Annotated in this window: 25 protein-coding genes; 10 read left to right on the forward strand and 15 right to left on the reverse strand. The window is 64.8% G+C overall.

Annotation, left to right across the window (positions count from 1 at the left end; genetic code table 11):
• The first annotated feature begins 2 nt into the window (after positions 1 to 2).
• From TQ98_RS21920 to TQ98_RS21940, 5 genes are all read left to right on the forward strand, one after another.
• Positions 3 to 1,067 carry an imelysin family protein gene (locus TQ98_RS21920; RefSeq protein ID WP_044873620.1) on the forward strand — a complete coding sequence of 355 codons (1,065 nt, stop codon included), beginning with the start codon at positions 3 to 5 and terminating at the stop codon, positions 1,065 to 1,067.
• 1 nt (position 1,068) lies between these two features.
• The gene (locus TQ98_RS21925) at positions 1,069 to 2,163 is read left to right on the forward strand and encodes a DUF1513 domain-containing protein (RefSeq protein ID WP_044873619.1); all 1,095 of its coding nucleotides are present in this window, start codon (positions 1,069 to 1,071) and stop codon (positions 2,161 to 2,163) included.
• A 256-nt stretch (positions 2,164 to 2,419) separates the two neighbouring features.
• Positions 2,420 to 4,051, forward strand: coding sequence for a methyl-accepting chemotaxis protein (locus tag TQ98_RS21930; protein ID WP_103103045.1), 1,632 nt, complete (start codon positions 2,420 to 2,422; stop codon positions 4,049 to 4,051).
• 243 nt (positions 4,052 to 4,294) lie between these two features.
• Positions 4,295 to 5,431 (forward strand): efflux RND transporter periplasmic adaptor subunit, encoded by a 1,137-nt coding sequence (locus tag TQ98_RS21935; RefSeq protein ID WP_044873616.1) that lies wholly within the window; start codon positions 4,295 to 4,297, stop codon positions 5,429 to 5,431.
• A 26-nt stretch (positions 5,432 to 5,457) separates the two neighbouring features.
• Positions 5,458 to 8,511: a multidrug efflux RND transporter permease subunit gene (locus TQ98_RS21940; RefSeq protein WP_044873615.1), complete on the forward strand. Its 3,054-nt coding sequence runs from the start codon at positions 5,458 to 5,460 to the stop codon at positions 8,509 to 8,511.
• A gap of 186 nt (positions 8,512 to 8,697) precedes the next feature.
• Here the strand turns inward: TQ98_RS21940 and TQ98_RS21945 are convergent, their stop codons facing one another.
• The 9 genes from TQ98_RS21945 to TQ98_RS21985 form a co-directional block, all read right to left on the reverse strand.
• Positions 8,698 to 8,922 carry a hypothetical protein gene (locus tag TQ98_RS21945; RefSeq protein ID WP_044873614.1) on the reverse strand — a complete coding sequence of 75 codons (225 nt, stop codon included), beginning with the start codon at positions 8,920 to 8,922 and terminating at the stop codon, positions 8,698 to 8,700.
• On the reverse strand, positions 8,919 to 9,296 hold the full coding sequence (locus TQ98_RS21950) for a lipopolysaccharide kinase InaA family protein (protein ID WP_082073263.1): 378 nt from the start codon (positions 9,294 to 9,296) through the stop codon (positions 8,919 to 8,921). Before TQ98_RS21950 ends, TQ98_RS21945 begins: the two co-directional genes overlap by 4 nt.
• Positions 9,286 to 9,981, reverse strand: a complete 696-nt coding sequence (locus TQ98_RS21955; RefSeq protein WP_044873613.1) for a class I SAM-dependent methyltransferase — start codon at positions 9,979 to 9,981, stop codon at positions 9,286 to 9,288. The genes TQ98_RS21950 and TQ98_RS21955 overlap by 11 nt, the downstream gene beginning before the upstream one ends.
• An 80-nt stretch (positions 9,982 to 10,061) precedes the next feature.
• Positions 10,062 to 11,351, reverse strand: a complete 1,290-nt coding sequence (locus TQ98_RS21960; RefSeq protein ID WP_044873612.1) for a HAMP domain-containing sensor histidine kinase — start codon at positions 11,349 to 11,351, stop codon at positions 10,062 to 10,064.
• Entirely contained in the window at positions 11,341 to 12,024 is a 684-nt protein-coding gene (locus tag TQ98_RS21965) for a response regulator transcription factor (RefSeq protein WP_044873611.1), read from the reverse strand. The genes TQ98_RS21960 and TQ98_RS21965 overlap by 11 nt, the downstream gene beginning before the upstream one ends.
• Positions 12,025 to 12,218: 194 nt before the next feature.
• Positions 12,219 to 13,859, reverse strand: coding sequence for a chaperonin GroEL (gene groL, locus TQ98_RS21970; protein WP_044873610.1), 1,641 nt, complete (start codon positions 13,857 to 13,859; stop codon positions 12,219 to 12,221).
• 47 nt (positions 13,860 to 13,906) lie between these two features.
• Complete coding sequence (locus tag TQ98_RS21975) at positions 13,907 to 14,200, reverse strand: co-chaperone GroES (RefSeq protein ID WP_028628402.1); 294 nt, start codon at positions 14,198 to 14,200, stop codon at positions 13,907 to 13,909.
• A gap of 194 nt (positions 14,201 to 14,394) precedes the next feature.
• Positions 14,395 to 14,847, reverse strand: a complete 453-nt coding sequence (locus TQ98_RS21980; protein WP_044873609.1) for an FxsA family protein — start codon at positions 14,845 to 14,847, stop codon at positions 14,395 to 14,397.
• A gap of 66 nt (positions 14,848 to 14,913) precedes the next feature.
• On the reverse strand, positions 14,914 to 15,645 hold the full coding sequence (locus TQ98_RS21985; protein WP_044874128.1) for a HugZ family protein: 732 nt from the start codon (positions 15,643 to 15,645) through the stop codon (positions 14,914 to 14,916).
• A gap of 104 nt (positions 15,646 to 15,749) precedes the next feature.
• On the opposite strand from TQ98_RS21985, the gene TQ98_RS21990 reads away from it, so the two are divergent.
• Entirely contained in the window at positions 15,750 to 16,508 is a 759-nt protein-coding gene (locus TQ98_RS21990) for an SDR family oxidoreductase (RefSeq protein WP_044873608.1), read from the forward strand.
• 119 nt (positions 16,509 to 16,627) lie between these two features.
• Here the strand turns inward: TQ98_RS21990 and TQ98_RS21995 are convergent, their stop codons facing one another.
• The 3 genes from TQ98_RS21995 to TQ98_RS22005 all read right to left on the reverse strand — a co-directional run bounded on the left by TQ98_RS21995 (position 16,628) and on the right by TQ98_RS22005 (position 18,798).
• The gene (locus tag TQ98_RS21995) at positions 16,628 to 17,593 is read right to left on the reverse strand and encodes a PA2778 family cysteine peptidase (RefSeq protein WP_177410190.1); all 966 of its coding nucleotides are present in this window, start codon (positions 17,591 to 17,593) and stop codon (positions 16,628 to 16,630) included.
• Positions 17,593 to 18,000 carry a PA2779 family protein gene (locus TQ98_RS22000; RefSeq protein WP_044873606.1) on the reverse strand — a complete coding sequence of 136 codons (408 nt, stop codon included), beginning with the start codon at positions 17,998 to 18,000 and terminating at the stop codon, positions 17,593 to 17,595. Before TQ98_RS22000 ends, TQ98_RS21995 begins: the two co-directional genes overlap by 1 nt.
• Positions 18,001 to 18,288: 288 nt before the next feature.
• On the reverse strand, positions 18,289 to 18,798 hold the full coding sequence (locus TQ98_RS22005; protein WP_044873605.1) for a DUF3016 domain-containing protein: 510 nt from the start codon (positions 18,796 to 18,798) through the stop codon (positions 18,289 to 18,291).
• A gap of 201 nt (positions 18,799 to 18,999) precedes the next feature.
• On the opposite strand from TQ98_RS22005, the gene TQ98_RS22010 reads away from it, so the two are divergent.
• Positions 19,000 to 19,311 carry a DUF3509 domain-containing protein gene (locus TQ98_RS22010; protein WP_044873604.1) on the forward strand — a complete coding sequence of 104 codons (312 nt, stop codon included), beginning with the start codon at positions 19,000 to 19,002 and terminating at the stop codon, positions 19,309 to 19,311.
• 22 nt (positions 19,312 to 19,333) lie between these two features.
• Here TQ98_RS22010 and TQ98_RS22015 read toward each other — a convergent pair whose 3' ends face one another.
• A complete protein-coding gene (locus TQ98_RS22015) occupies positions 19,334 to 19,825 on the reverse strand; it encodes a phosphate-starvation-inducible PsiE family protein (protein ID WP_044873603.1) in 492 nt (163 codons plus the stop codon).
• On the reverse strand, positions 19,806 to 20,036 hold the full coding sequence (locus tag TQ98_RS27695) for a hypothetical protein (RefSeq protein WP_146036033.1): 231 nt from the start codon (positions 20,034 to 20,036) through the stop codon (positions 19,806 to 19,808). Before TQ98_RS27695 ends, TQ98_RS22015 begins: the two co-directional genes overlap by 20 nt.
• Here TQ98_RS27695 and TQ98_RS22020 point away from each other — a divergent pair.
• The 3 genes from TQ98_RS22020 to TQ98_RS22030 all read left to right on the forward strand — a co-directional run bounded on the left by TQ98_RS22020 (position 20,035) and on the right by TQ98_RS22030 (position 22,428).
• Positions 20,035 to 21,030, forward strand: a complete 996-nt coding sequence (locus tag TQ98_RS22020; protein ID WP_044873602.1) for an MBL fold metallo-hydrolase — start codon at positions 20,035 to 20,037, stop codon at positions 21,028 to 21,030. The two genes, TQ98_RS27695 and TQ98_RS22020, sit on opposite strands and share 2 nt — an antisense overlap.
• Before the next feature lie 107 nt (positions 21,031 to 21,137).
• Entirely contained in the window at positions 21,138 to 21,395 is a 258-nt protein-coding gene (locus TQ98_RS22025) for a YebG family protein (protein ID WP_103103046.1), read from the forward strand.
• 151 nt (positions 21,396 to 21,546) lie between these two features.
• Positions 21,547 to 22,428, forward strand: coding sequence for a sterol desaturase family protein (locus TQ98_RS22030; protein ID WP_044873599.1), 882 nt, complete (start codon positions 21,547 to 21,549; stop codon positions 22,426 to 22,428).
• Here TQ98_RS22030 and TQ98_RS22035 read toward each other — a convergent pair.
• Positions 22,425 to 23,102: an AraC family transcriptional regulator gene (locus tag TQ98_RS22035; RefSeq protein ID WP_044873598.1), complete on the reverse strand. Its 678-nt coding sequence runs from the start codon at positions 23,100 to 23,102 to the stop codon at positions 22,425 to 22,427. The two genes, TQ98_RS22030 and TQ98_RS22035, sit on opposite strands and share 4 nt — an antisense overlap.
• Positions 23,103 to 23,223: the final 121 nt, after the last annotated feature.

Below are 23,223 nucleotides of genomic sequence, written 5' to 3' on the forward strand. Positions count from 1 at the left end.
GAATGTTCCGACCCAAACTGCTGTTCACCAGCCTCGCCGCCCTGGCCCTGGGCGCCTGCGCCCCGCAGGACCAGCAGGCGCAGACCGCCGCTGCCCTGGCCAAGGAAGTGATCCTGCCGACCTACAGCCGCTGGGTCGAAGCGGACCGCCAGCTCGCCACCAGCGCCCTGGCCTTCTGCTCCGGCAAGGAAGACCTGGCCAAGGCCCGCGCCGACTTCCTCTCCGCGCAGAAAGCCTGGGCCGAGCTGCAGCCGCTGATGGTCGGACCGCTGGCCGAAGGCAACCGCGCCTGGCAGGTGCAGTTCTGGCCGGACAAGAAGAACCTGGTCGGCCGCCAGGTGGAACAACTGATCAAGGCGCAGCCCCAGGTCGACGCCGCCGCCCTGGCCAAGGCCAGCGTGGTGGTCCAGGGCCTGTCCGCCTACGAATACATCCTCTTCGACAGCAACTTGGACATGGCCGACACCGCCCAGAAGGCTCGCTACTGCCCGCTGCTGGAAGCCATCGGCGAACGCCAGAAGAGCCTGGCCGAGGAAATCCTCGCACGCTGGAACGACAAGGACGGCATGCTCGACCAACTGAGCAAGTTCCCCAACCAGCGCTACGCAGACTCCCACGAAGCCATTTCCGAACTGCTGCGGGTCCAGGTCACCGCCCTGGATACCCTGAAGAAGAAACTCGGCACCCCGCTGGGCCGCCAGACCAAGGGCCTGCCCCAGCCGATGCAGGCCGAGTCCTGGCGCAGCGAAAGCTCCCTCGACAACATCGGCGCCAGCCTGGCCAGCGCCGAAAGCCTCTGGCAGGGCACCGACAAGCACGGCATCCGCAGCCTGCTGGGCGACGACCAGAAGGCCTTGGCGGAGAAGATCGACGCCGGCTACGCCGAAGCCCGTAGCAAGCTCGACGCCCTCAGCCAACCGCTTAGCCAACTGCTGGCCAGCGAAGACGGCATCAAGCGCCTGAACGACTTCTACGACAGCCTGGACCGCGTCCAGCGCCTGCACTCCGGCGACCTGGCCAAGGCCCTGGGCATCCAGCTCGGCTTCAACGCCAACGACGGTGACTGACATGCTGCGCCGCCAGGTTCTCACCCTCGCCAGCCTGCTGCTCGGCGCCGTCGGCCTGGGCGGCTGGACCCTGAGCCGCAAGGGCGATTCGCCCCTGCTGCTCTCCGCCCGCGACGATGCCGACGGCAATCACTACGCGGTGGGCTATCGCCTGGACGGCACCCAGGCCTTCGCCACTCGGGTCGCCCAGCGCTGCCATGACATCGTCGAGCACCCCAGCGAGCCGGTGGCGCTGTTCGTCGCGCGCCGGCCGGGCACCGAGAGCTACCTGGTGGACCTGCGCGATGGCCGCCTGCTGCAGACCCTGGTCTCGCAGAAGGACCGCCATTTCTACGGCCACGGTGTTTTCCACAAGAGCGGCGAATGGCTGTACACCACCGAGAACGACACCACTGATCCCGGTCGTGGCGTGCTCGGCCGCTATCGCTACGAAGCCGGCCGGCTGATCCACGACGGGGAGATTTCCAGCCACGGCCTGGGCCCGCACCAGGTGTCCTGGATGCCTGACGGCGAGACCCTCGTGGTGGCCAATGGCGGCATCCGTACCGAGGCGGAAAGCCGGGTGGAAATGAACCTGAACGCCATGGAGCCGAGCCTGGTGCTGATGCATCGCGACGGCAGCCTGCTGTCCAAGGAAACCCTGCCCCAGCAGATGAACAGCATCCGCCACCTGGCCATCGGCGCCGACGGCACCATCATTGCCGGCCAGCAGTACATGGGCGATGCCGCCGACCACGCCGACCTGCTCGCCATCAAGCGTCCTGGCCAAACCTTCCAGCCCTTCCCGCTGGAGGACGAGCAACGCCTGGCCATGGTCCAGTACACCGCCAGCGTCGCCATCCACAACGAGTTGCGCCTGGTCGCCCTGACCGCGCCGCGCGGCAACCGCTTCTTCATCTGGGACCTGGACAGCGGCGCCGTGCGCCTGGACGCGCCCCTGCCTGACTGCGCCGGCGTCGGCGCGGTGGAGGACGGTTTCGTGGTCACTTCCGGCCAGGGCCGCTGCCGCCTCTACGACTGCCGTGGCGAGCAGTTCACCGCCACCCCGCTGCAATTGCCAGCGAGCTTCTGGGACAACCACCTGCACCTCGCCTGAGCGCCAACGACCGCCTATGGGAGCGCATTCGTTCGCGAATGAATTCGCTCCCATAGCCGCCATCACCGCCTTTCTGGCACGTCTGTACCGCCAACTTTCCGACCTACGGACTTCAGCGGCGAGCTGAAATGCCGACTTACTGATCGCTCACCCGACAGTTCCCGTCGCCGGCGCCAGCGCAGTGCCCGACATCAACTTGCAACATTCGTCTGGTAGAGAGCCGACATCCCACCCCTTCTTCGAGAGGCGCAATACCATGTCTCTGCGACGCTCCCTGCGTGGCCAGATCCTCACCCTCCTGGGCGGCAGCCTGATCCTGCTCCTGCTGATCGCGCTGGCGTGTTTCCACTTCCTTTCCAGCGGCATCCAGTCCTATCGCGGGCTGGTGGACGGCACGCTGGAAGCATCAGGCCTGGTGGACGAGGCCAACCTGGAGTTCAAAGTGCAGGTCCAGGAGTGGAAAAACGTGCTCCTGCGCGGCAAGGACCAGGAGAACCTCGCCAAGTACTGGAGCCAGTTCGAGACCCAGGAAGCCAAGGTCCAGGCCGTGCTCGGCAAGCTGCTGGACAAGGCAGGCCAGCTCAATGACGGCGTCCTGAGGGCCAAGGTGGAAAGCCTGCGCAACGAGCACCGCAACCTGGGTGTCGCCTATCGCAAAGGCCGCGAAGTCTTCATCGCCGCCGGTGGCGATCCGGTGGCCGGGGACACCGCGGTCAAGGGCATCGATCGCGCAGCCAGCGAGCAGATGAGCGCCCTGGTGGCCGAACTCCACGCCCGAGGCCTTCAGCAGTCCGAGACCATCAGTGCCAGTGCCGACAGCACCGTGAATATCGGCCTCCTGGTGATGCTGCTGTCGAGTCTCGGCATCGGCCTGTTCAGCCTGTGGCTGATCAACCGCAACCTGATCACCCCCATCGGCAGCCTGATCGAGTACATCGCCCAGCTTAGCCAGGGCAACTTCGGCCAGCGCGTGGACGTCAGCCGCGAGGACGAACTGGGACGCCTTGCCGTGGCGGCCAACACCCTGCGCGACTTCCTCGCCGACACCTTCCACCGCCTGCGCCAGAGCACCACCCAGTTGGACAACGCCAGCGGCGAGCTCAGTGCCATCGCCAGCCTCATGGCCCAGGGGACCCGCGAACAGTTCTCCCGCACCGACCAGGTGGCCACGGCCATGCACGAGATGTCCGCCACCGCCCAGGAAGTGGCGCGCCACGCCGCCGAGGCCGCCGGTGCTGCCGACCAGGCCGATCACTCGGCCCAGCAGGGCGGCGAAGTGATGCAGGCCACCATCCACAGCATCACCGGCATGCGCAGCGAGATCGCCAACACCGCCGAAGTGATCCGCCGCCTGGAAAGCGACAGCGGCCGTATCGGCAAGGTGCTGGAAGTGATCCGCGGCATAGCCGAGCAGACCAACCTGCTGGCCCTGAACGCCGCCATCGAGGCCGCCCGTGCCGGTGACCAGGGCCGCGGCTTCGCCGTGGTGGCCGACGAGGTGCGCACCCTGGCCCAGCGCACCGCCGAATCCACCGCCGAGATCCACCAGATCATCGACACCGTGCAGACCGGCGCCCTCAATGCCGTACGCGCCATCGAGAGCGGCCAGACCCGCAGCGAACAGAGCGTCGCCCAGGTCACCGAAGCCGGCGCCATGCTCCAGCGCATCACCGACGCGGTGGAGGCCATCCGTGACATGAACCGGCAGATCGCCACCGCCGCGGAAGAGCAGACCTCGGTGGCCGAAGACATCTCGCGCAACCTCACCGAGATCACCGCCATCGCCACCACCAATGACGAAAACGTGCAGCGCACCCAGGGCGCCAGCCAGCACCTGCACGGCCTCTCCGGCGACCTCAACCAACTGACGTCGCGCCTCCACGCCTGATGGGCGCAAGGCACAGGGATGTGCCTCCCGTAACCGGGTCCGCCGATCGGAAAGGGTCAGGTGCCGGCCAAGGGAACTGTCACGAACTGCCGCGATCTACACTGATCAATAGCCCTCCAAAAGCGCTCTCTGCTCGAACGCAACGTTCTGCAATTTCTTGTCTTTGACTTGGATCAGGCTCTGGTACTAAGGTGCATCCCTCGCCTATTCCCAGGCTTATTTCCCCCGCCAAGGAACCGGAATATGTTGCTCCGCCGCATGCTCATCATGCTGGGCGCGGTTGCCGTCGTGGTGCTCGCCCTGGCCACCTACAAAGGCTTGCAGGTCCAGCAGTTCTCTGCGCCCCAGCCTCCCATCAGTGTCTCGGCCGTCAGGTCGGTCGAAGTCCCCTGGCAAAGCCGCCTGCCGGCCATCGGCTCGCTGAAGGCCTTCCAGGGCGTCGATCTCACCGTCGAAGCCAGCGGCACCGTCGAGGACGTGCTGTTTCTCTCCGGCGAGAAGGTCAAGCAGGGCCAGCCGCTGATCCAGATGGACAGCGATGTGGAGAGCGCCAGCCTGGCCACCGCCGAGGCCGAACTGGCCCTGGCCCAGGTGGAATTCCAGCGCGGCCGCAGCCTGGTGATCCGGCAGAGCATCTCCAAGAGCGAGTTCGACCGCCTGTCCTCCGAACTCCAGGCCGCCACCGGCAAGGTCGCCCAGCTGAGAGCGCTGCTGGCCAAGAAGCGCATCGCCGCCCCCTTCTCCGGCACCATCGGTATCCGTCAGGTGGACGTGGGTGACTTCCTCTCCTCCGGCACCACCATCGCCACCCTGCAGGACCTGAATACCCTGTTCGTCGACTTCTTCCTGCCGGAACAGTCCGCACCGCTGCTGGCCGTCGGCCAGAAGGTGCGAGTCAGTGTGGCCGCCTTCCCGGGCGAATACTTCGAGGGCGATATCGCCGCCCTGAACCCCAAGGTGGAGGAAACCACCCGCAACCTGCAGGTCCGCGCCGTGCTGCCGAACCCCGATGGCAAGCTGCTGCCGGGCATGTTCGCCAACCTCGAAGTGCTGCTGCCGGGTGACCAGGAGCGCGTAGTGGTGCCGGAAAGCGCCATCACCTACACCCTCTACGGCAACTCGGTGTACGTGATCAGCGAGTGGAAGGACGCCGAAGGCCAGCCCTCGAAGAACGAGGACGGCAAGCCGCGACTGGTGGTGGAGCGCCGCTTCGTCGAGACCGGCGAACGCCGCGACGGCCAGGTGGTGGTGCTCAAGGGCCTGCAGGCCAACGAGCAGGTGGTGACGTCCGGCCAGCTCAAGCTGGATAACGGCTCCCATGTCGCCATCGTCCCGGACCAGACGATGAACAAGACGGACAACCAGGCCCGCCTTCAGTAACACGCGCTGGAGCGAAGGAACGGAACATGGCTTTTACAGATCCTTTCATCCGTCGCCCGGTACTGGCGACCGTGGTCAGCCTGCTGATCGTGCTGCTGGGCATGCAGGCCTTCAGCAAGCTGGTGATCCGCCAGTACCCGCAGATGGAAAACGCCCTGATCACGGTGACCACCGCCTACCCGGGCGCTAACGCCGAGACCATCCAGGGCTACATCACCCAGCCGCTGCAGCAGAGCCTGGCGAGCGCCGAAGGCATCGACTATATGACGTCGTCGAGCCAGCAGAACATGTCGGTGATCCAGATCTACGCGCGCATCGGCGCCAACTCCGACCGCCTCTTCACCGAGCTGCTGGCCAAGGCCAACGAGGTGAAGAACCAGCTGCCCCAGGACGCCGAAGACCCGGTGCTGTCCAAGGAAGCGGCGGACTCCACGGCGCTGATGTACATCAGCTTCTACAGCGATGTGCTGTCCAACCCGCAGATCACCGACTACCTGTCACGGGTGATCCAGCCCAAGCTCGCCACCCTGCCCGGCATGGCGGAAGCGGAAATCCTCGGCAACCAGGTCTTCGCCATGCGCCTGTGGATGGACCCTGTGCGGATGGCGGCCTACGGGATCACCGCCAACGACCTGAGCGAAGCGGTGCGCAAGTACAACTTCCTCTCCGCCGCCGGTCAGGTGAAGGGCCAGTACGTGGTGACCAGCATCAACGCCACCACCGACCTCAAGTCCCCCGAGGCCTTCGGCGCGATTCCGGTGAAGACCGTGGGCGACAGCCGCGTGCTGGTGCGTGATATCGCGCGGGTGGAAATGGGCGCGGAGAACTACGACTCCATCAGCTCCTTCGACGGCATTCCCTCCGTCTACATCGGCATCAAGGGTACCCCCAGCGCCAACCCGCTGGACGTGATCAAGCACGTGCGCGCCATCATGCCGGAGCTGGAATCCCAGCTGCCGCCGAACCTCAAGGTATCCATCGCCTACGACGCCACTCGTTTCATCCAGGCCTCCATCGACGAAGTGGTGAAGACCCTGGGCGAGGCGGTGCTGATCGTCATCGTAGTGGTGTTCCTGTTCCTCGGCGCCTTCCGCTCGGTGCTGATCCCGGTGATCACCATCCCGCTGTCGATGATCGGCGTGCTTTTCTTCATGCAGCTGATGGGCTACTCCATCAACCTGCTGACGCTGCTGGCCATGGTGCTCGCCATCGGCCTGGTGGTGGACGACGCCATCGTGGTCGTGGAGAACATCCACCGGCACATCGAGGAAGGCAAGACACCGCTCGACGCGTCCATCGAGGGCGCCCGCGAGATCGCGGTGCCCGTGGTCTCCATGACCATCACCCTGGCGGCGGTCTATGCGCCCATCGGTTTCCTCGAAGGCCTGACCGGCGCACTGTTCCGCGAGTTCGCCCTGACCCTCGCCGGCGCGGTGATCATCTCCGGCATCGTCGCCCTGACCCTGTCGCCGATGATGTGTTCCCGCCTGCTGCGCCACGACGAGAACCCCACGGGCCTCGCCCACCGCCTGGACGTGATCTTCGAGCACCTCAAGCAGCGCTACCAGCGCGCCCTGCACGGCACCCTGAACACCCGCCCGGTGGTGGTGGTGTTCGCCCTCATCGTGCTCTGCCTGATCCCGGTGCTGCTGAAGTTCACCAAAGCCGAGCTGGCCCCGGACGAGGACCAGGGCATCGTCTTCATCATGGCCAAGGCGCCGCAGCCCACCAACCTGGACTACCTGAACGCCTACACCGAGAAGTTCGTCGACATCTTCAGGGCGTTCCCCGAGTACTACTCGTCGTTCCAGATCAACGGCTTCGACGGCGTGCAATCGGGTATCGGCGGCTTCCTGCTGAAACCCTGGAACGAACGCGAAACCACCCAGATGGAGTTGCTCCACCAGGTCCAGGGCAAGCTCAACGAAATCCCCGGCCTGCAGATCTTCGGCTTCAACCTGCCGTCGCTACCGGGTACGGGTGAGGGCCTGCCCTTCCAGTTCGTGGTCAACACCCCCAACGACTACGAGTCGCTGCTGCAGGTGGCCGAGCGCATCAAGCAGCGCGGCATGGAGTCGGGCAAGTTCGCCTTCCTCAACGTCGACCTGGCCTTCGACAAGCCGGAAGTGGTGGTGGACATCGACCGCGCCAAGGCAGCGCAGATGGGCGTTTCCATGGAAGACCTCGGCTCCACCCTGGCGATCCTGCTGGGCGAAGGCGAGATCAACCGTTTCACCATCGACGGTCGCAGCTACAAGGTGATCGCCCAGGTGGAGCGCGCCTACAGGGACAATCCGGGCTGGCTGAGCAACTACTACGTGAAGAGCGAGAGCGGCGCCATGGTGCCCCTGTCGACCCTCATCAGCGTGCATGACAGCGCCCGGCCGACCCGCCTGAAGCAGTTCCAGCAGTTGAACTCGGCGATCATCGAAGGCTTCCCGCTGGTGAGCATGGGCGAGGCCATCGACACTGTGTCCCAGATCGCCCGCGAGGAAGCCCCGCGCGGCTACGGCTTCGACTACGCCGGGGCCTCGCGCCAGTACGTGCAGGAAGGCACGGCGCTCTACGTCACCTTCGGCCTGGCCCTGGCCATCATCTTCCTGGTACTGGCGGCGCAGTTCGAGAGCTTCCGCGACCCGCTGGTGATCCTGGTGACGGTACCGCTGTCCATCTGTGGTGCGCTGATCCCGCTGTTCCTCGGCTGGTCGAGCATGAACATCTATACCCAGGTAGGCCTGGTGACCCTGATCGGCCTGATCAGCAAGCACGGCATCCTGATCGTGGAGTTCGCCAACCATTTGCGCCGGGAGAAAGGCCTGTCCGCCCGCGAAGCGGTGGAAGAGGCTGCCGCCATCCGCCTGCGCCCCGTGCTGATGACCACCGCGGCCATGGTGTTCGGCATGGTGCCGCTGATCATCGCCACGGGCGCGGGCGCGGTCAGCCGGTTCGACATCGGCACGGTGATCGCCACCGGCATGTCCATCGGCACGCTGTTCACCCTCTTCGTTCTGCCCTGCATCTACACCCTGCTGGCGAAGAAGGAACTGCATCCTGAAGGGCAGCCAGTGGCCAGCCACTGAGCCCCGAACTGGTGAAGAAAGCCCCGCACGTGCGGGGCTTTTCTTTGGTTTACCGGGAGCGCGAGGCGCTGCCTTCGCGCCTCCGTCTCCGCGTCGGAACGAGGCCGCCGGTGCGCGGCGTAACCCCGCAGTTTCATCCGTGCACAAAAAACCCCGCTTTCGCGGGGTTTCCTGTGAATCCGGTTCTCACTGCTCGCCGCGCAGGCCCTGGGACAAACCGAACATGAACAGCAGCAGATTCTGGTCGGGGCTGACCTGAGTCTTCAGCCGAGCCTTGGGCGGCAGGGGGCAGTAACCCAGACCGTTGGCACTGACCACAGTGGGCGACGGCTCATGCCAGGCAGCCACCGCCAGGGAGGCCACTCCCAAGGCGCCGACGAGGAATAAAGCTCGCGTGACTTCTAACTTCATGATCGCAACCCCTTGATAGCGCTGCCAAACGCTGTTTCATAACCGTAGATCAGCAGCTGCCAATCCGCCTCGCCCAACGACGAATGGCGCTTAAACTGCCACAGATCGCATTCCGTCGCCCGTTTGCTCGACAACCGGTGCCTGGCCTTTTCGAGCTCCAGCAGCGCCACTTCGGGCACACCGCCCTCCCCTGCCGGACACCCGGACAGGTGCCTGACATCGGTGCAATCGGTCTGCCACACGCCCTGATGCAGGCGGCAGAGGCTAGCAGCCAAATATTGCAAAACGACGCGCCTGCTCCCTTCGCCCGCCCGTTCTGTGTAACGCTGTCCAACGGACATGGACGGCCCCACACCGATGGTTTCAACGACCATGGTCAGGCACCTTACGCAGCACGTAGACCCGCCACATGGCGTAGAAGGGCAGCAGGTCCAGATGCTCCTGGATCGCGAAGCCTGCCTCGCGGAATTCCGCCTCGGCGGTGGCCGCCGGGATCACGAAACGGTGCGGGTAGCCCTGCTCGCCCCGCCGGAGCTGCCGCTGACTCTCAAGCCGGCGGCGCCTCCAGGCCTTGTAGTTGCCGTCGACCCAGAGCGAAATGATCAGGCTGTCACGGGTGACCCGGCGACACTCGCGCAGCAGGGTCATGCGGCGGGCCGGATCGCCGATGCGATGCAGCAGGCGCATGCAGAAAATGCTGTCCACCGCGTTTTCCGGCAGTTGGATGGAGAAGGCCGAGGTCTGCAGCAAACGCACCCGCCGGACCACGTCCGGCGGCTGGAACTCAGTGGCCACCCGCAGCATCTGCTCGGAATTGTCGGCACCGATGATCACCCGGTTCGGCTTTTCAGCCAGCAGCGGCCAGAAGCGCCCGGTGCCGCAAGGCAGGTCCAGTACCAGGCCCGGTTCATCGGCCAGGGACAGGGCCCGACGCGCCAGCTGGTGATTACGCCAGTTGGACAGACGCCGCCCCATCCCGTCCTGATGCTTGCGCAGGCGCGCTTCCGCGCGCTTGCGGTCGCAATTGTCGGAGAACTCGAGGTCAATCGGGCGGGTCATGGACCACCTCCGGGTGGAAGATGGTCGCCAAGTTAGCCGTCAGCCAGTCAAGGAGAGGTCAAGCGCAGGTGAAAAAAGCGTCAAGGCGCGGCGTTGGCACTGCCCTTGAGGTTCACCTCGAAGCGGCAACCGGTGGGTTCGACCGCACTCAGGCTGACGCTCCAGCCCTGGTTGTCGCAGATTCGCTGCACCAGCGAGAGCCCCAGCCCCAGCCCATCGCCGCGCCGCGCCGGCCCCCGGACGAAGGGGCGGAACATGGCTTCGCGGTCTTCCTCGGGAATGCCGACGCCGCTGTCCTCCACCACGAATCCGCCGTCCTTGAGCACCAGGCGGATACTGCCGCTGTCGGTGTAGTGGAGTGCATTGCGCAGCAGGTTGCCGAGCACCGAACGCAGAAGGGAGGCGTTGTAGCGCTCCTCCTGATGCTTGCCCGGCTGGTACTCGAAGCGTAGGCCCTTGCTCTCGATGGGCCCGCGCCACTGGCTGACCAGTTCGTCAGCCACGTTGCTGAGACTCGCCCGCGGCGCCACGCTGGCTTCGTCCCGCTGGGCGCGCGCCAGCATCAGGAAGGTCTGCACCAGGTCGCGCATTTCCTCGGTCGCGCGGGCTATCCGCTGCACCTGGGCGCGGCCACGGGCATCGAGGCTGCCGTTTTCCACCAGCAGTTCGCAGGAGCTGGCCAGCACCATCAGCGGTGTGCGCAGTTCATGGCTGACGTCACTGGTGAACAGGCGCTCGCGATTGAGCACCTCATGCAGGCGACCCAGGGTGTCGTCGAAGGCCTGGGCCAATTGCCCCACCTCATCGCGGGCGTAGTCCGGCGCCAGCGGCGGCGCCATGCCCAGCAGTTGGTCCCGGTGACGCACCTGTCCGGCCAGGCGGACCACGGGTTCGATGACCTTGCGCGACAGCAACCAGCCAAGGAACAGGGCCAGCACGACACTGAGGGCGAAGCCGACCATCACCACCTGATAGAGCACCTGCTCGCGGGATTCGAAATCGCTCTGGTCCTGCAGCATCACGTAGCGGCGACCATCGATCTCACGCACCAGCGCGTGATAGGAATTCTCGCCCTGAAACACTTCCTGAAAGCCGAGCTTCAGGCCAGACATGCTTTCAGGAATGGCATAGGGACCCCGCCCATCACTGCTGTAGAAGCGGGTGTCACTGTCCAGGCTCGGCGTCCGGCCCTGGGCGATGTTCTGGTTGAGCACCCTCTGCAATTCGCTGTTCAAGTCCCGGGAGATCAACTGCTCTTCGATGACATGCACAACCTGGATGATCCCCACGGAAAAGGTACCGCCCACCAGGGTCGTCATCAGCACGAAGGCGATGAGAATCCGCCGGGCCAGGCTCTGCTTAAACTCCATCAACAGACTCCGCCAGGCGGTAACCAAGGCCATGCAGGGTATGCAGCAGGGGTTTGCCGAAGGGTTTGTCGATCACCTGGCGCAGCTGGTGGATATGGCTGCGCAGGCTGTCGCTGTCAGGGCAGTCGTCTCCCCAGAGGGCTTCTTCCAGGGCTTCCCGGCGCACCAGGTGCGGGCTCTTCTGCATCAGCACCGCCAGCAGCTTGAGGCCAATGGGGTTGAGCTTCAGCTGCTTGCCGGCACGGCTGACTTCCAGGGTGTCCAGGTCGTAGCTCAGGTCAGCCACCTGCAGGCTGCGCTTGCCGCCACCCTGGGAACGACGCAGGACCGCCTCGATGCGGGCAGCCAGTTCGGAGAGGGCGAAGGGCTTGAGCAGGTAGTCATCGGCCCCGGCCTTGAAGCCCTTCAGGCGGTCGTCCAGGGCGTCGCGAGCGGTGAGCATGATCACCGGGGTATCGCGCCGGGCTTCTTCACGCAGCCGGCGGCACAGGTCATAGCCGTCCAGGCCGGGCAACATGATGTCCAGGACGATCAGGTCGTAATGCTCGTTGCTGGCCAGGTGCAGGCCAGACAGGCCGTCCCGGGCACAGTCGACGCTGTAGCCCTTGAGTTCAAGAAAATCGACCATGTTGGCCAGGATGTCGTTGTTGTCTTCGACTAGAAGGATGCGCATCGGCTCAACTCCATATTCATCGATCCGCTGATGGCCAGATGCCGGCCAGCGTCCCTTCGACAGGGATTCCAGCGAGAGTTCCAACCGGTTCACAGGCTCAGATCATACCGGTGCCGAGGCCAGGTGGGCATTTCCACGGGCAAGAAAAAGCCCCGCACGGGGCGGGGCTTCTTCGGACCGGATGGCCGGGTGGCTTACATCATGCCGCCCATGCCGCCCATGCCGCCCATGTCCGGCATTGCCGGGCCGGCCTTGTCGTCAGCCACTTCGGCAACCATGGCCTCGGTGGTGATCATCAGGCCGCCGATGGAGGCAGCAGCCTGCAGCGCGGAACGGGTGACCTTGGCCGGGTCCAGGATGCCCATTTCGATCATGTCGCCGTACACGCCGGTAGCAGCGTTGAAGCCGTAGTTGCCGGCACCTTGCTTGACCTTGTCGACCACCACGCTCGGCTCGTCACCGGCGTTGGCCACGATCTGGCGCAGCGGGGCTTCTACGGCACGACGCAGCAGGGCGATACCGACGTTCTGGTCTTCGTTGTCGCCTTTCAGGCCTTCGATGGCCAGCAGGGCGCGAACCAGGGCAACACCACCGCCAGGCACCACGCCTTCTTCGACGGCAGCACGGGTAGCGTGCAGGGCGTCTTCAACGCGGGCCTTCTTCTCTTTCATCTCGACTTCGGTAGCCGCACCGACTTTGATCACGGCAACACCGCCGGCCAGCTTGGCCAGGCGCTCTTGCAGCTTCTCTTTGTCGTAGTCGGAAGTGGTTTCTTCGACTTGCTTGCGGATCTGGGCAACGCGGGCTTCGATGTCAGCCTGGGCGCCAGCGCCGTCGATGATGGTGGTGTTTTCCTTGCTCAGGACAACGCGCTTGGCGTTACCCAGGTGCTCCAGGGAGGCGCTTTCCAGGGACAGGCCAACTTCCTCGGAGATCACGGTGCCGCCGGTCAGGATGGCGATGTCCTGCAGCATGGCCTTGCGACGGTCGCCGAAGCCCGGAGCCTTGACGGCTGCGACTTTGACGATGCCACGCATGTTGTTCACAACCAGGGTAGCCAGGGCTTCGCCTTCAACGTCTTCAGCGACGATCAGCAGCGGGCGGCCAGCTTTGGCGACTGCTTCCAGAACCGGCAGCATTTCGCGGATGTTGGAGATCTTCTTGTCAACCAGGAGGATCAGCGGGCCGTCGAGTTCGGCGACCATGGTGTCCGGCTTGTTGATGAAGTAGGGGGACAGGTAGCCGCGGTCGAACTGCATGCCTTCAACGACGGACAGTTCGTTTTCCAGGCCCGAGCCTTCTTCAACGGTGATCACGCCTTCCTTGCCAACTTTTTCCATGGCTTCGGCAATGATGTTGCCGATGGAGTCGTCGGAGTTGGCGGAGATGGTGCCTACCTGGGCGATGGCCTTGGTGTCAGTGCAGGGTTTGGCCTGCTCTTTCAGCTGGGCGACGATGGCGTTGGTGGCCTTGTCGATGCCGCGCTTGAGGTCCATCGGGTTCATGCCGGCGGCAACGGCCTTCAGGCCTTCGTTGACGATGGCCTGAGCCAGAACGGTAGCGGTGGTGGTGCCGTCACCGGCAGCGTCGTTGGCCTTGGAGGCAACGTCTTTCACCAGCTGGGCGCCCATGTTTTCGAACTTGTCTTTCAGTTCGATTTCCTTGGCTACGGAAACGCCGTCCTTGGTGATGGTCGGAGCACCGAAGCTCTTGTCCAGAACCACGTTGCGGCCTTTCGGGCCGAGGGTGGCTTTAACGGCGTCGGCCAGTACGTTCACGCCGACCAGCATTTTCTTGCGAGCGGAATCGCCGAATTTGACTTCTTTAGCAGCCATTTAATTGATCCTCAATTCTTTGGTGTTTAAACGGAGATTCGCGGAACTCAGGCTTCGACGACGGCGAGGATTTCGCTCTCGCCCATCACCAGCAGTTCTTCGCCATCGACCTTGATGGTGTTGCTGCCGGAGTACGGGCCAAACACCACCTGATCACCGACCTTGACGGCCAGCGGACGAACTTCGCCGTTGTCCAGCAGGCGACCGGTGCCTACAGCGACGACTTCGCCACGGTTCGGCTTCTCGGCAGCCGAGCCCGGCAGCACGATGCCGCCAGCGGTTTTGGTCTCTTCTTCGCTGCGACGAATGACAACGCGGTCATGCAGAGGACGAAGCTTCATTGTCGATCTCTCCCAATAGTGTTGTTGCTCGACCGGTGCGAACACCGGTGGGTTGGTAATGTCCGGCGGGGCCGGTTGCGGCGCATCAGGCGCGCCGCTGGAGTCTGACCTGCCGTCGGGCAGGAACCTTGCGGTGACGGATACATAGGGGCGCCCGGAGGCATTTCAAGGGGCACCCTCAAAAAAAATGAACTTTATTGGTCGCGGCGCTCGAATTCGCCTTCGATCACGTGCGGACGGACCGGGCCGCTGCGTGCTGCCAGGTCATCGGCGAAGGCACGCTGGCGGATGGCCTGGGCCTCGGCGCGCTGGCGCAGGTTGCGGATGAACAGGCGGCGGGTGAACGGAATCAGGCAGAGCAGGCCGAAGATGTCGCTGATGAAGCCCGGCAGCAGCAGCAGGCCACCGCCGACTGCGATCAGCAGGCCTTCGAGCATTTCCTGCTCAGGCACCTCGCCCCGGGCCAGGCGCTCCCGGGCGCGCCATGCAGTGGCGACGCCGGCCACCCGCAGCAGCACGCTACCCAGCACAGCGGTACCGATGACCAGGAGCAGGGTGGGCAGGATGCCGATCACGCTGCCGACCTGGATCAGGACGGCCAGCTCGATCAGCGGGAAAAGCAGGAACAGAAAGAGAAAGGCGCGCATCAGGGGTTTCCTTGGTGGAAGAACGGCTTCCGATAACCTGTTAGATGAAGCCGCCCTCCCCTCAATTCAAGCCACCGCCTCTCCACTGGTCGGCCAGGATTCGGCGCGAGCCAGCAGTACCAAGGCCTGACGGACTGCGCCTGGGTTGTTACAGGATGTTGGGAAGGGCAGCCAGTGAAGCGTCTGACCGATGCGTAGGTGGAATCCTTCAGTGTCGATCCCGACCATCTCCGCCGCCGGAGAGCCGGGCAGCCCGGCCAGCTCCACGTAATGGGCGATGGCATTGGCATGGTCGCTGTTCATGTGCTCCAGCATGCCGATCTCCACATCCCCGGCGAAGCCATTGGCGAGCACCAGATGGTCCACCCAGTGGATGGCGCCGAAACCGCCGATGAAGCGTGCCCGCACCGGCTCCAGGCACCAGAAGTCGAAATCGTGGGTGCGGTGATAGTCCACCGCCTGGGGGAAATAGCGGTAATAGCGCGTGGCGGCCGCCTCGATCTCGGCCGCGTCGGTGATCTGCCGCGCTTCGGCCAGCAGGGTCAGGCGCCCGGCGGCCTGCACGTCCTCGGCACCACGTTCGCCCACCAGCAGCGAACATTTCGCGTCCTTCTGCAAGTTGTGAGTGTGCTGGGCAATGCGGCTGATCAGGATCAAAGGCCGGCCTTCGGCGTCCAGGCAATAGGGCACCACTGATCCGAAAGGGAAGCCCGGCATGGCTTTGGAATGGGTGGACAGCACCCCCCGGTATTCCTTGAGCAGCATTTCTCGTGCATGCTTTGCGGCTTTCACGCTCACCATATGACTCCTCGCAGAGAATCCGTCGAAAACGGACGAGCGCCCAGAATAGCGGGTTACCGGCGCCAGCGGGGACACAGCGACACTTATTCGAGGGGATTCACATGCAACTGAAAGACAAGGTCATCATCATCACTGGCGGATGCCAGGGCCTCGGCCGCGCCATGGGTGAGTATCTGGCGGCCAAGGGCGCGAAGCTGGCCCTGGTGGACCTGAACCAGGAGAAGCTCGATGAGGCCGTGGCTGCATGCAAGGCTGCCGGTGGTGACGCCCGCGCCTACATTTGCAACGTGGCCAACGAAGAGCAGGTCACCCACATGGTCGCCCAGGTAGCCGAGGACTTCGGCGCCATCAACGGCCTGGTGAACAACGCCGGCATCCTGCGCGACGGCCTGACCATCAAGGTCAAGGACGGCGAAATGACCAAGATGAGCCTGGCCCAGTGGCAGGCGGTGATCGACGTCAACCTGACCGGCGTGTTCCTCTGCACCCGCGAAGTCGCCGCCAAGATGATCGAACTGAACAACGAAGGCGCGATCGTCAACATCTCCTCCATCTCCCGCGCCGGCAACATGGGCCAGGCCAACTACTCCGCCGCCAAGGCCGGTGTTGCCGCTGACACCGTGGTCTGGGCGAAGGAACTGGCTCGTTACGGCATCCGCGTGGCCGGCGTGGCCCCGGGCTTCATCGAGACCGACATGGTCGCCAGCATGAAGCCGGAAGCCCTGGAGAAGATGACCTCCGGCATCCCGCTGAAACGCCTGGGCAAGCCGATGGAAATCGCCCACTCCGTGGCGTACATCCTGGAAAACGACTACTACACCGGTCGTGTCCTGGAGCTGGACGGCGGCCTGCGCATGTAACAGCCCCGCCGCATGAAAAAGCCCCGCTATCGCGGGGCTTTTTTGTTTCTGGCGACACAAGCTTCGCCACCCTACCGGTCGTTGCGCAAGCCCCAGCCCGTAATGCAGACCTCGCCAGTTCATTGGCGAATCGCCGCACCGTCTCCACACACCGGCAACACCTCGCACTGGCCGTTTCGGGCAGTTGCAGCGCCCAGAGGCGCGGCCAGGCGCGGGTCATTCGGCGCCAGTTTCCGCGCGCACACCCGAGCCTGGCCGGCCTGTGCGGCACAGCCCTTCTCGTTGAGCACCTCGGACAGGTTGAACCAGCCCAGGGCGTAATCCGGTTTGCGTCGGATGCTCTCGCGCAAGGCCTGCTCGGCCCCGTCACGATCACCCTCGGCATAGCGGGCGTTGGCCAGGGCGAAGAGCGGCAGGGGCTCCTTGGGCCAGTGTTCGGCGGCGGTCCGATAGGCCCGCTCGGCCACCGGCCGTTGGGCGGTCTGCTCCAGGTCGCTGGCGGCCTTGATCCAGGGTTCCAGGCGTGCCTCAGCTGGCAACTGGTCCGGCGGCAGGGTCACGACGGCCCAACGCTCAGCCCGTTCCCAGGTGCGGTCGAAACTGCGAAGGTCGGTAACCCAGCGCTTCGTGGTGCCAGAGCGCAGCACCAGTTCATCCCGGCTCCGGTCGTAACCCACCACCACCGCGAAGTGCCAGCGGGGCAGCCAGTCGAGGCCGAGGTTCTGCATCACCAACACCGGGTTGCCCGCCGCCACCTGGGCCAGTAGCGCGTCCAGGTTCGGCTCCAGCGAGTAGACCAGCATCCCGCTCTGGCGCGCCGCCGCCACCAACTCCAGCTTCAGGCTGCCCTGCCGGGCCGGCAGGTAGACCTTGGGCGCCAACGCCTCGGGCGACGTCTTCACCCCGCGCTGGACCAGCACGGTAGCCAGCGCGGCAGGGCCGCACTGGTAGATCTCCTGGGGATAGAACGGCGTCTGCGCCAGCTCCACCCGTGGCGGCAGCCGGTCGCTCTGCGGGGGCAGCATGGGCTGCTGCCCGGCACAGCCGGCCAAGGCCAGCGCCAGCACGGCGAGCCATAGCCGCATCAGCGGATGCACTTGATGAAGCTGAAGATGTCGGTGGCGCAGAGCATGTCAGTGATGATGAAGATCACCAGGAACAGAATGATGATGCCCACCCAGCCACCGGCCGGTTCCTGCTCCAGGCGCTGGTTGAACTGCTGCAACTCCGCAGGCGTCAGGCTGGCGATACGCGCCTCCACCTGCTCACGGGGTACACCGAGGGATTCGAGCTTTTGCTGGACCTGCTTGTCGTCGAGCATGGCGCGCAGTTGGGCCTTGTCCACGGGCTGGTGCTGCGGCAATTGCTGCTCCTGCATGGCTTGGGGCGTGCCGATCATGGCCGCCTGGGCCAGGGGCATCTGGGCGAGGAAAACAAACTGACTGGCGATCAGGAGCGAAGCCAGGCGGCGGTTGCAGGGACGCGAAAGCATATTGGGTTCTCCGAGAATTGTTTCCAATTGACCACATGTCGGTTTTGGCAGTTCCAGCGTTCTTACAACCAGAGTGTCGATTTCATCGCGATTTTCAGATTATTGCTGAACATCGGCAGAAGGCGAGCCACTCGGATCCACTTGCGAATCCGGCCCTTGAATCGTCGCCGAACGGTCCAATCGCCACACTCGCTGGCGGGCGTGGTGCGTGAAGCACAGACGCTGGGTTGCTCTTGTAGGGGCGAATTCACTCGCCAAGCAGGCCGAACGGCTGCCCGACTATCCCGATCAATACGAAATCGTCCGGTCCTTCGGGGCGATGTTCCAGCGGAACCAGTCATCCAGCATGGCCTTCTCGTAACGCAGCCGGTCGCTGCTGAAGTAGTAGTTGCCATGCTCCAGGTAGGTCTGGTCGCTTACCGTGGCATCGCGGCTGACGAGGACCTTGCCGTCCTGCTCGAGGCGGTAGTGCAGCTTGATCCGGGGCCAGGTGACGCTACGCATGATGCGCACATCGTGGAGTTCCACCCGCCAGGGTTCGAAACGACCAGCGAGGTCGATATCGCGGATATCCACCTTGAGGCTTTGCCCAGCTTGCAGGTAGCGCTCGCCCAGTTTCTCGATGTGGGCCTTGAGGTCCTTCAGCACGGAGTCGTCCGCGCCACGCCCGTAGTCACGGTTCAGGCGCGCATCGCTGAATTTGTCAGGGTTGGTGAAACTGACTTCGGTGGTGGCTGCCAACACGGTTGGGGAAAGGATCAGCACGGCCAGCACGATGAGCGGCAGCGTAGGTCGCATGGAACACCTCCTGGCGGTGATACGGGGCTCGCCGCCAGCATCAGTGTACGCCCGCCAATGCGAACCAGACGCAGCGTCAGTCAGACGGTTCAGAACGTCACCATCCGGCCGCCCACCAGATGCCGCCGGTCATAGCGGTTCGAACTTTGCAACGCCCCTGGCGTCCATCGACTCATCGCTCGATCAACCAGGTGACAGGCCATGTACAACCCCTTCCAGATCCTGACCGACGCCTTCCAGGCCGAATACCGGGTCAACCTCAGCCTCGTGAGCCCGGACGGCAGCATCATGCTGACCCTGACCAACGAACACGGCGTGGCGGCGCGACGCCTGATCAGCGCGGCTCAGCGCAATGACCCGGAGCGCCTGCAGCGGGTGGTCGAAAGCGTTCGCCTGGGCATCGCAATTGAAAGCGGGAGCAAGGTGGGCGAGCTGCTCACCAGCATGACCGGCGGTCATGTAGCGCCAGCACGCACGGGGCGGGTGAACGTCGCACAGATAGCGCGCATCTGATGCACGCTATCTGTGCACGGGTTCAGGCTTCCTCTTCCGCCTCGATCGCGCGCGCCAGGCTGCGACGACGAGGCGGGGCGTCAGTCTGCACCGAGGGAAAACGCGACGAGGCATAACGCACCACGAGGATCGCCAGTGCCAACAGCAGGATGGCGCCGGAGACGAACACCGCGCCCAGGTCCGGACGGTGGTGATGCGAGACATCGGAGATCAGCAGGCGCGTCAGGGCCGTGATGGCCACGTAGATCAGGAAGCGCACCGGCATGTGGTTGGTCTTGAAGTAGATGCCGACCATGGCGCCCAGTTCGAGGTAGATGAACAGCAGGAGGATGTCATCCACCGTGGCATGCCCCTTGTCCACCATCCCCAGGAAGGCCACCACCGCAGCCCAGGCGGTGATCCCGCCGATGGCGAACAGTGCCAGGTAATGGAAGCTCTCCACGAGGAGGTTTCCCAGCGACTCGGCCAGGCCATGCACGTTCTCGCGCAACTCTTCAGCCCAGTTGATCTTCACGATGCATCTCCTTGGTACGACGGCCCCGATGGTGACGGGGGGAAGTGACAGTGGGGTGATGCAGGATGGAGGCCGCACCGGGCGTCGCGCCACGAGGCAGGATGTCGCAGCCCTTACCGCCAGGTGCGTCACGCAGGAAAAGCTGCGTACTGGACAACGTCAGGGTGCAGCCCGCATAAACGCCGTTCACCCCGAAATGGAGCTTCGTCATGGCCCGCCTGCTGCATCCCCGCCACGCCCTTATCGCCGCCCTTTCCCTGGCACTGCCGTTCGCCGCCCCCATCGCAGCCCAGGCCGCGCCCGTGGCCAAGCAGCAGACCCAGGTCCCCGGCTTCTACCGCATGGCGGTGGGCGAACTGGAAGTCACCGCCCTCTACGACGGTTACGTCGACCTCGACACCAAGCTGCTCAAGGGCGCCCGCGCCGAAGACATCCAGAGCCTGCTGGCACGCATGTTCATCGAGTCCGGCAAGGGCGTGCAGACGGCGGTCAATGCCTACCTGGTCAACACCGGCAAGCACCTGGTGCTGGTGGACACCGGCTCGGCCAAGTGCTTCGGGCCCACCCTCGGCGGCATCCTCGGCAACCTCAAGGCGGCCGGCTATCAGCCGGAACAGGTGGACAGCGTGTTGCTCACCCATCTGCACCCGGACCACGCCTGCGGCCTGCTGGATGCCGAAGGCAAACCCGCCTTCGCCAACGCCACTGTGTTCGTCGCCCAGGATGAAGCCGCGTTCTGGTTGAGCCCCGAGGCGGCGGCCAAGGCCCCGGCAGATTCGAAAGCCTTCTTCGAGATGGCGCAGAAGGCCGTGGCACCCTACAAAACCGCCGGCAAGCTGAAGACGTACACACCGGGTGATGCCCTGGTGGAAGGCGTCAGCGCCGCGCCCTCCCCCGGTCATACGCCCGGCCACACCGGCTACCTGTTCAGCTCCAAAGGCCAGGCGTTGCTGGTCTGGGGCGACGTGGTGCACAACCACGCCGCCCAGTTCGCCCACCCGGATATCGCCATCGAGTTCGATGTGGATAACGCCAAGGCCATCGCCAGCCGCAAGCAGGTCTTCGCCGCCGCGGCCAAGGACAAGCTCTGGGTCGCTGGCGCCCACCTGCCCTTCCCCGGCCTGGGCCATGTGCGCAGCGAAGGTGAAGGCAAGGGCTATGCTTGGGTTCCAGCGGAATTCGGCCCGATCCGCAGCGACCGTTGAGATCGGCCGGCAAATGGAAATTTCCTACGGGCTATTTCCATTTGCCATCATTCCGAATACTGTACGCACATCCAGTATTTTTAACCGATATAGGTGAGGGGTGATGAATGGCCGTCGAAGTGGTGTACCGCAGCAGCCGCGATCCGGAGCGCCTGTTCATGGATAAGGCCGAAGCGGATCGTTACGACAAGATGCTCGAACTGGCCGAGTCCCTGGCCGAAGTCCTGCAGAAGGCGGTGCCGTCCCTGAGCGAACAGCAGGTGGAAGACATCGGCATCTTCATGGCCAAGCACCGCGACACCTTCGCCCGCGCCTTCAAGAACCAGCCCGACGCCCTGGCCGAGCTGGAACTGCCCAGCGAGTGATCCTCCCTACCCTCCCCCATTTCGCGGGGAGGGTGCCTGCTCCCCGATTGACGACGTTCCGGGGGAATCGCCCAGCCCAGCTTGCGCGGTTTCTTCAATCCCCTTCGCTCGCCCAGCCCCACGCTGGAGGCCCTGATCAAGGAGCCTTCCCATGCGTTCACTCTTCGCCTGCCTCTACGCGCCGCTGTTCCTCGCCGGTTTTCTTGCCCTCGCGCTGTGGACAACCGCTCATTACCCGCCCTACTGGCTGGTGGCCCTGCTGCTGCCGGCCATTGCCCTGTCCTTCCTCGCCGAAGCCTGGCTGCCTTATGAGCCGCAGTGGAATCGGCCACGGGGTGATCGGCTGCGGGACGGGTTACACGCGCTGTTCAACGAGAGCCTGAACCTCGCCGGCGTGGCGGCCATCCCGCTGGTGGCCGCCTGGCTGCCGAACCTTGGCGCCTGGCCAGAGCACTGGCCACTGGTGCTGCAATTGCTGCTGGCCATCCTGATCGCCGACCTCGGCCTCACCCTGGTGCACTACCTCAGCCACCGGGTGGACCCGCTCTGGCGCCTGCACGCCGTGCACCACAGTGTCCAACGCCTGTATGGCTTCAACGGCTTGATGAAGCATCCGCTGCACCAGACCATCGAGGCGCTGGCCGGCACCGCGCCGTTGCTGGTGTTGGGCATGCCGGAACGGGTCGCCGCATTGCTCGCCTTCACCGTCGCCCTGCAACTGCTGCTGCAGCACAGCAACGTGGACATGCGCATCGGCCCCCTGCGCCACCTGTTCGCCTGGGCACCGGTACACCGTTTCCATCACATGAAGTACGGCCGCGCCGGGGACGTGAACTTCGCCCTGTTCTTCACCTTCTGGGATCGCCTGCTGGGCACCGCCTTCCACAGTGACTACCGCATGGGCGGCGATGACCTGGGTATCGGCAGCCGCCCGGACTATCCCCGGGATTACCTGGCGCAACTGGCCGAGCCCTTCAAGGCCCAGCCCCATGGGACGAGCCCGGAAGCGCCGACCGGCTTGCATCGCGCCTAGCCGATCAGCTTGAGCGTCAGCTGCGCCAGGTTGCGGTCGGCGCGGATGCCGAAGGTGGCGCGCATGGTGCGCGAAAAGTGCGCGGCATCGGCGAACCCGGCGTCCAGCGCGGCACGGGTCAGCGATTGACCTTCGAGCGCCAGACGCAGCGCCAGGCGCAGGCGGCGCCAGAGCACCAGGCGCCGTACCGAGAGCCCCACCTGGTCGCCGAACAGCCGCTCCAGCTGGCTCAGTGACAGACAGGCCCGTTGCGCCAGGGCCGCCGCGCTGATCTTCTCCTCCAGCAAGGCATCCACCGCCTTCAGGGCGTTGGCGATGCGCGGGTCCAGCCGCTGGCGGGGTGCCGCCAACAGCACCCCGGCCAGGGTTTCGAGGTCCGCTGGCGCATCGCTGAGCACCTCGCGCAAGGTCGCCGGGTTGAAGGCCAGGGGTTCGGCATAAACCGCAAGCATGTCCTGGCTGGGGTCCTCGATGGCATGGGCGCGCCTCGACTCGACCAGCAGGAAGCGACCGCCACACGGCTCCCCCTCCAGGGTCAGGCGCAGCGGCGCGGCCTTGGCCAACAAGGCCTGGTGGGCGTAGTGGGCATGGGTTCGCGCACTGCCGGCGACCCCGTCGAGCAGGCAGAAGTCGTGGGCCATCCACAGTGCGCCCTGCCAGGGTGATTCGATCATCAAGGGCCTCCTGCCGGTTCCGGGGCAGACAGCAATAGCTGCCTGGTGCCGGCTCGGCAAGGGGCGTGCATGGGGCGCATCCACTGTGGGGGCTAATTCATTCGCCAAGCAGGGCGCAGCC

The sequence above is a fragment of the Pseudomonas sp. LFM046 genome (genome assembly GCF_000949385.2).
Classification (GTDB): domain Bacteria; phylum Pseudomonadota; class Gammaproteobacteria; order Pseudomonadales; family Pseudomonadaceae; genus Metapseudomonas.

Excerpts from the sequence above, each read along its gene's own strand:
- TQ98_RS21920 (WP_044873620.1), top strand. The coding sequence starts at position 3 with ATGTTCCGACCCAAACTGCTGTTCACCAGCCTCGCCGCCCTGGCCCTG.
- TQ98_RS21925 (WP_044873619.1), top strand. The coding sequence starts at position 1,069 with ATGCTGCGCCGCCAGGTTCTCACCCTCGCCAGCCTGCTGCTCGGCGCC.
- TQ98_RS21930 (WP_103103045.1), top strand. The coding sequence starts at position 2,420 with ATGTCTCTGCGACGCTCCCTGCGTGGCCAGATCCTCACCCTCCTGGGC.
- TQ98_RS21935 (WP_044873616.1), top strand. The coding sequence starts at position 4,295 with ATGTTGCTCCGCCGCATGCTCATCATGCTGGGCGCGGTTGCCGTCGTG.
- TQ98_RS21940 (WP_044873615.1), top strand. The coding sequence starts at position 5,458 with ATGGCTTTTACAGATCCTTTCATCCGTCGCCCGGTACTGGCGACCGTG.
- TQ98_RS21945 (WP_044873614.1), bottom strand. The coding sequence starts at position 8,922 with ATGAAGTTAGAAGTCACGCGAGCTTTATTCCTCGTCGGCGCCTTGGGA.
- TQ98_RS21950 (WP_082073263.1), bottom strand. The coding sequence starts at position 9,296 with ATGGTCGTTGAAACCATCGGTGTGGGGCCGTCCATGTCCGTTGGACAG.
- TQ98_RS21955 (WP_044873613.1), bottom strand. The coding sequence starts at position 9,981 with ATGACCCGCCCGATTGACCTCGAGTTCTCCGACAATTGCGACCGCAAG.
- TQ98_RS21960 (WP_044873612.1), bottom strand. The coding sequence starts at position 11,351 with ATGGAGTTTAAGCAGAGCCTGGCCCGGCGGATTCTCATCGCCTTCGTG.
- TQ98_RS21965 (WP_044873611.1), bottom strand. The coding sequence starts at position 12,024 with ATGCGCATCCTTCTAGTCGAAGACAACAACGACATCCTGGCCAACATG.
- groL (WP_044873610.1), bottom strand. The coding sequence starts at position 13,859 with ATGGCTGCTAAAGAAGTCAAATTCGGCGATTCCGCTCGCAAGAAAATG.
- TQ98_RS21975 (WP_028628402.1), bottom strand. The coding sequence starts at position 14,200 with ATGAAGCTTCGTCCTCTGCATGACCGCGTTGTCATTCGTCGCAGCGAA.
- TQ98_RS21980 (WP_044873609.1), bottom strand. The coding sequence starts at position 14,847 with ATGCGCGCCTTTCTCTTTCTGTTCCTGCTTTTCCCGCTGATCGAGCTG.
- TQ98_RS21990 (WP_044873608.1), top strand. The coding sequence starts at position 15,750 with ATGCAACTGAAAGACAAGGTCATCATCATCACTGGCGGATGCCAGGGC.
- TQ98_RS21995 (WP_177410190.1), bottom strand. The coding sequence starts at position 17,593 with ATGCGGCTATGGCTCGCCGTGCTGGCGCTGGCCTTGGCCGGCTGTGCC.
- TQ98_RS22000 (WP_044873606.1), bottom strand. The coding sequence starts at position 18,000 with ATGCTTTCGCGTCCCTGCAACCGCCGCCTGGCTTCGCTCCTGATCGCC.
- TQ98_RS22005 (WP_044873605.1), bottom strand. The coding sequence starts at position 18,798 with ATGCGACCTACGCTGCCGCTCATCGTGCTGGCCGTGCTGATCCTTTCC.
- TQ98_RS22010 (WP_044873604.1), top strand. The coding sequence starts at position 19,000 with ATGTACAACCCCTTCCAGATCCTGACCGACGCCTTCCAGGCCGAATAC.
- TQ98_RS22020 (WP_044873602.1), top strand. The coding sequence starts at position 20,035 with ATGGCCCGCCTGCTGCATCCCCGCCACGCCCTTATCGCCGCCCTTTCC.
- TQ98_RS27695 (WP_146036033.1), bottom strand. The coding sequence starts at position 20,036 with ATGACGAAGCTCCATTTCGGGGTGAACGGCGTTTATGCGGGCTGCACC.
- TQ98_RS22025 (WP_103103046.1), top strand. The coding sequence starts at position 21,138 with ATGGCCGTCGAAGTGGTGTACCGCAGCAGCCGCGATCCGGAGCGCCTG.
- TQ98_RS22030 (WP_044873599.1), top strand. The coding sequence starts at position 21,547 with ATGCGTTCACTCTTCGCCTGCCTCTACGCGCCGCTGTTCCTCGCCGGT.
- TQ98_RS22035 (WP_044873598.1), bottom strand. The coding sequence starts at position 23,102 with ATGATCGAATCACCCTGGCAGGGCGCACTGTGGATGGCCCACGACTTC.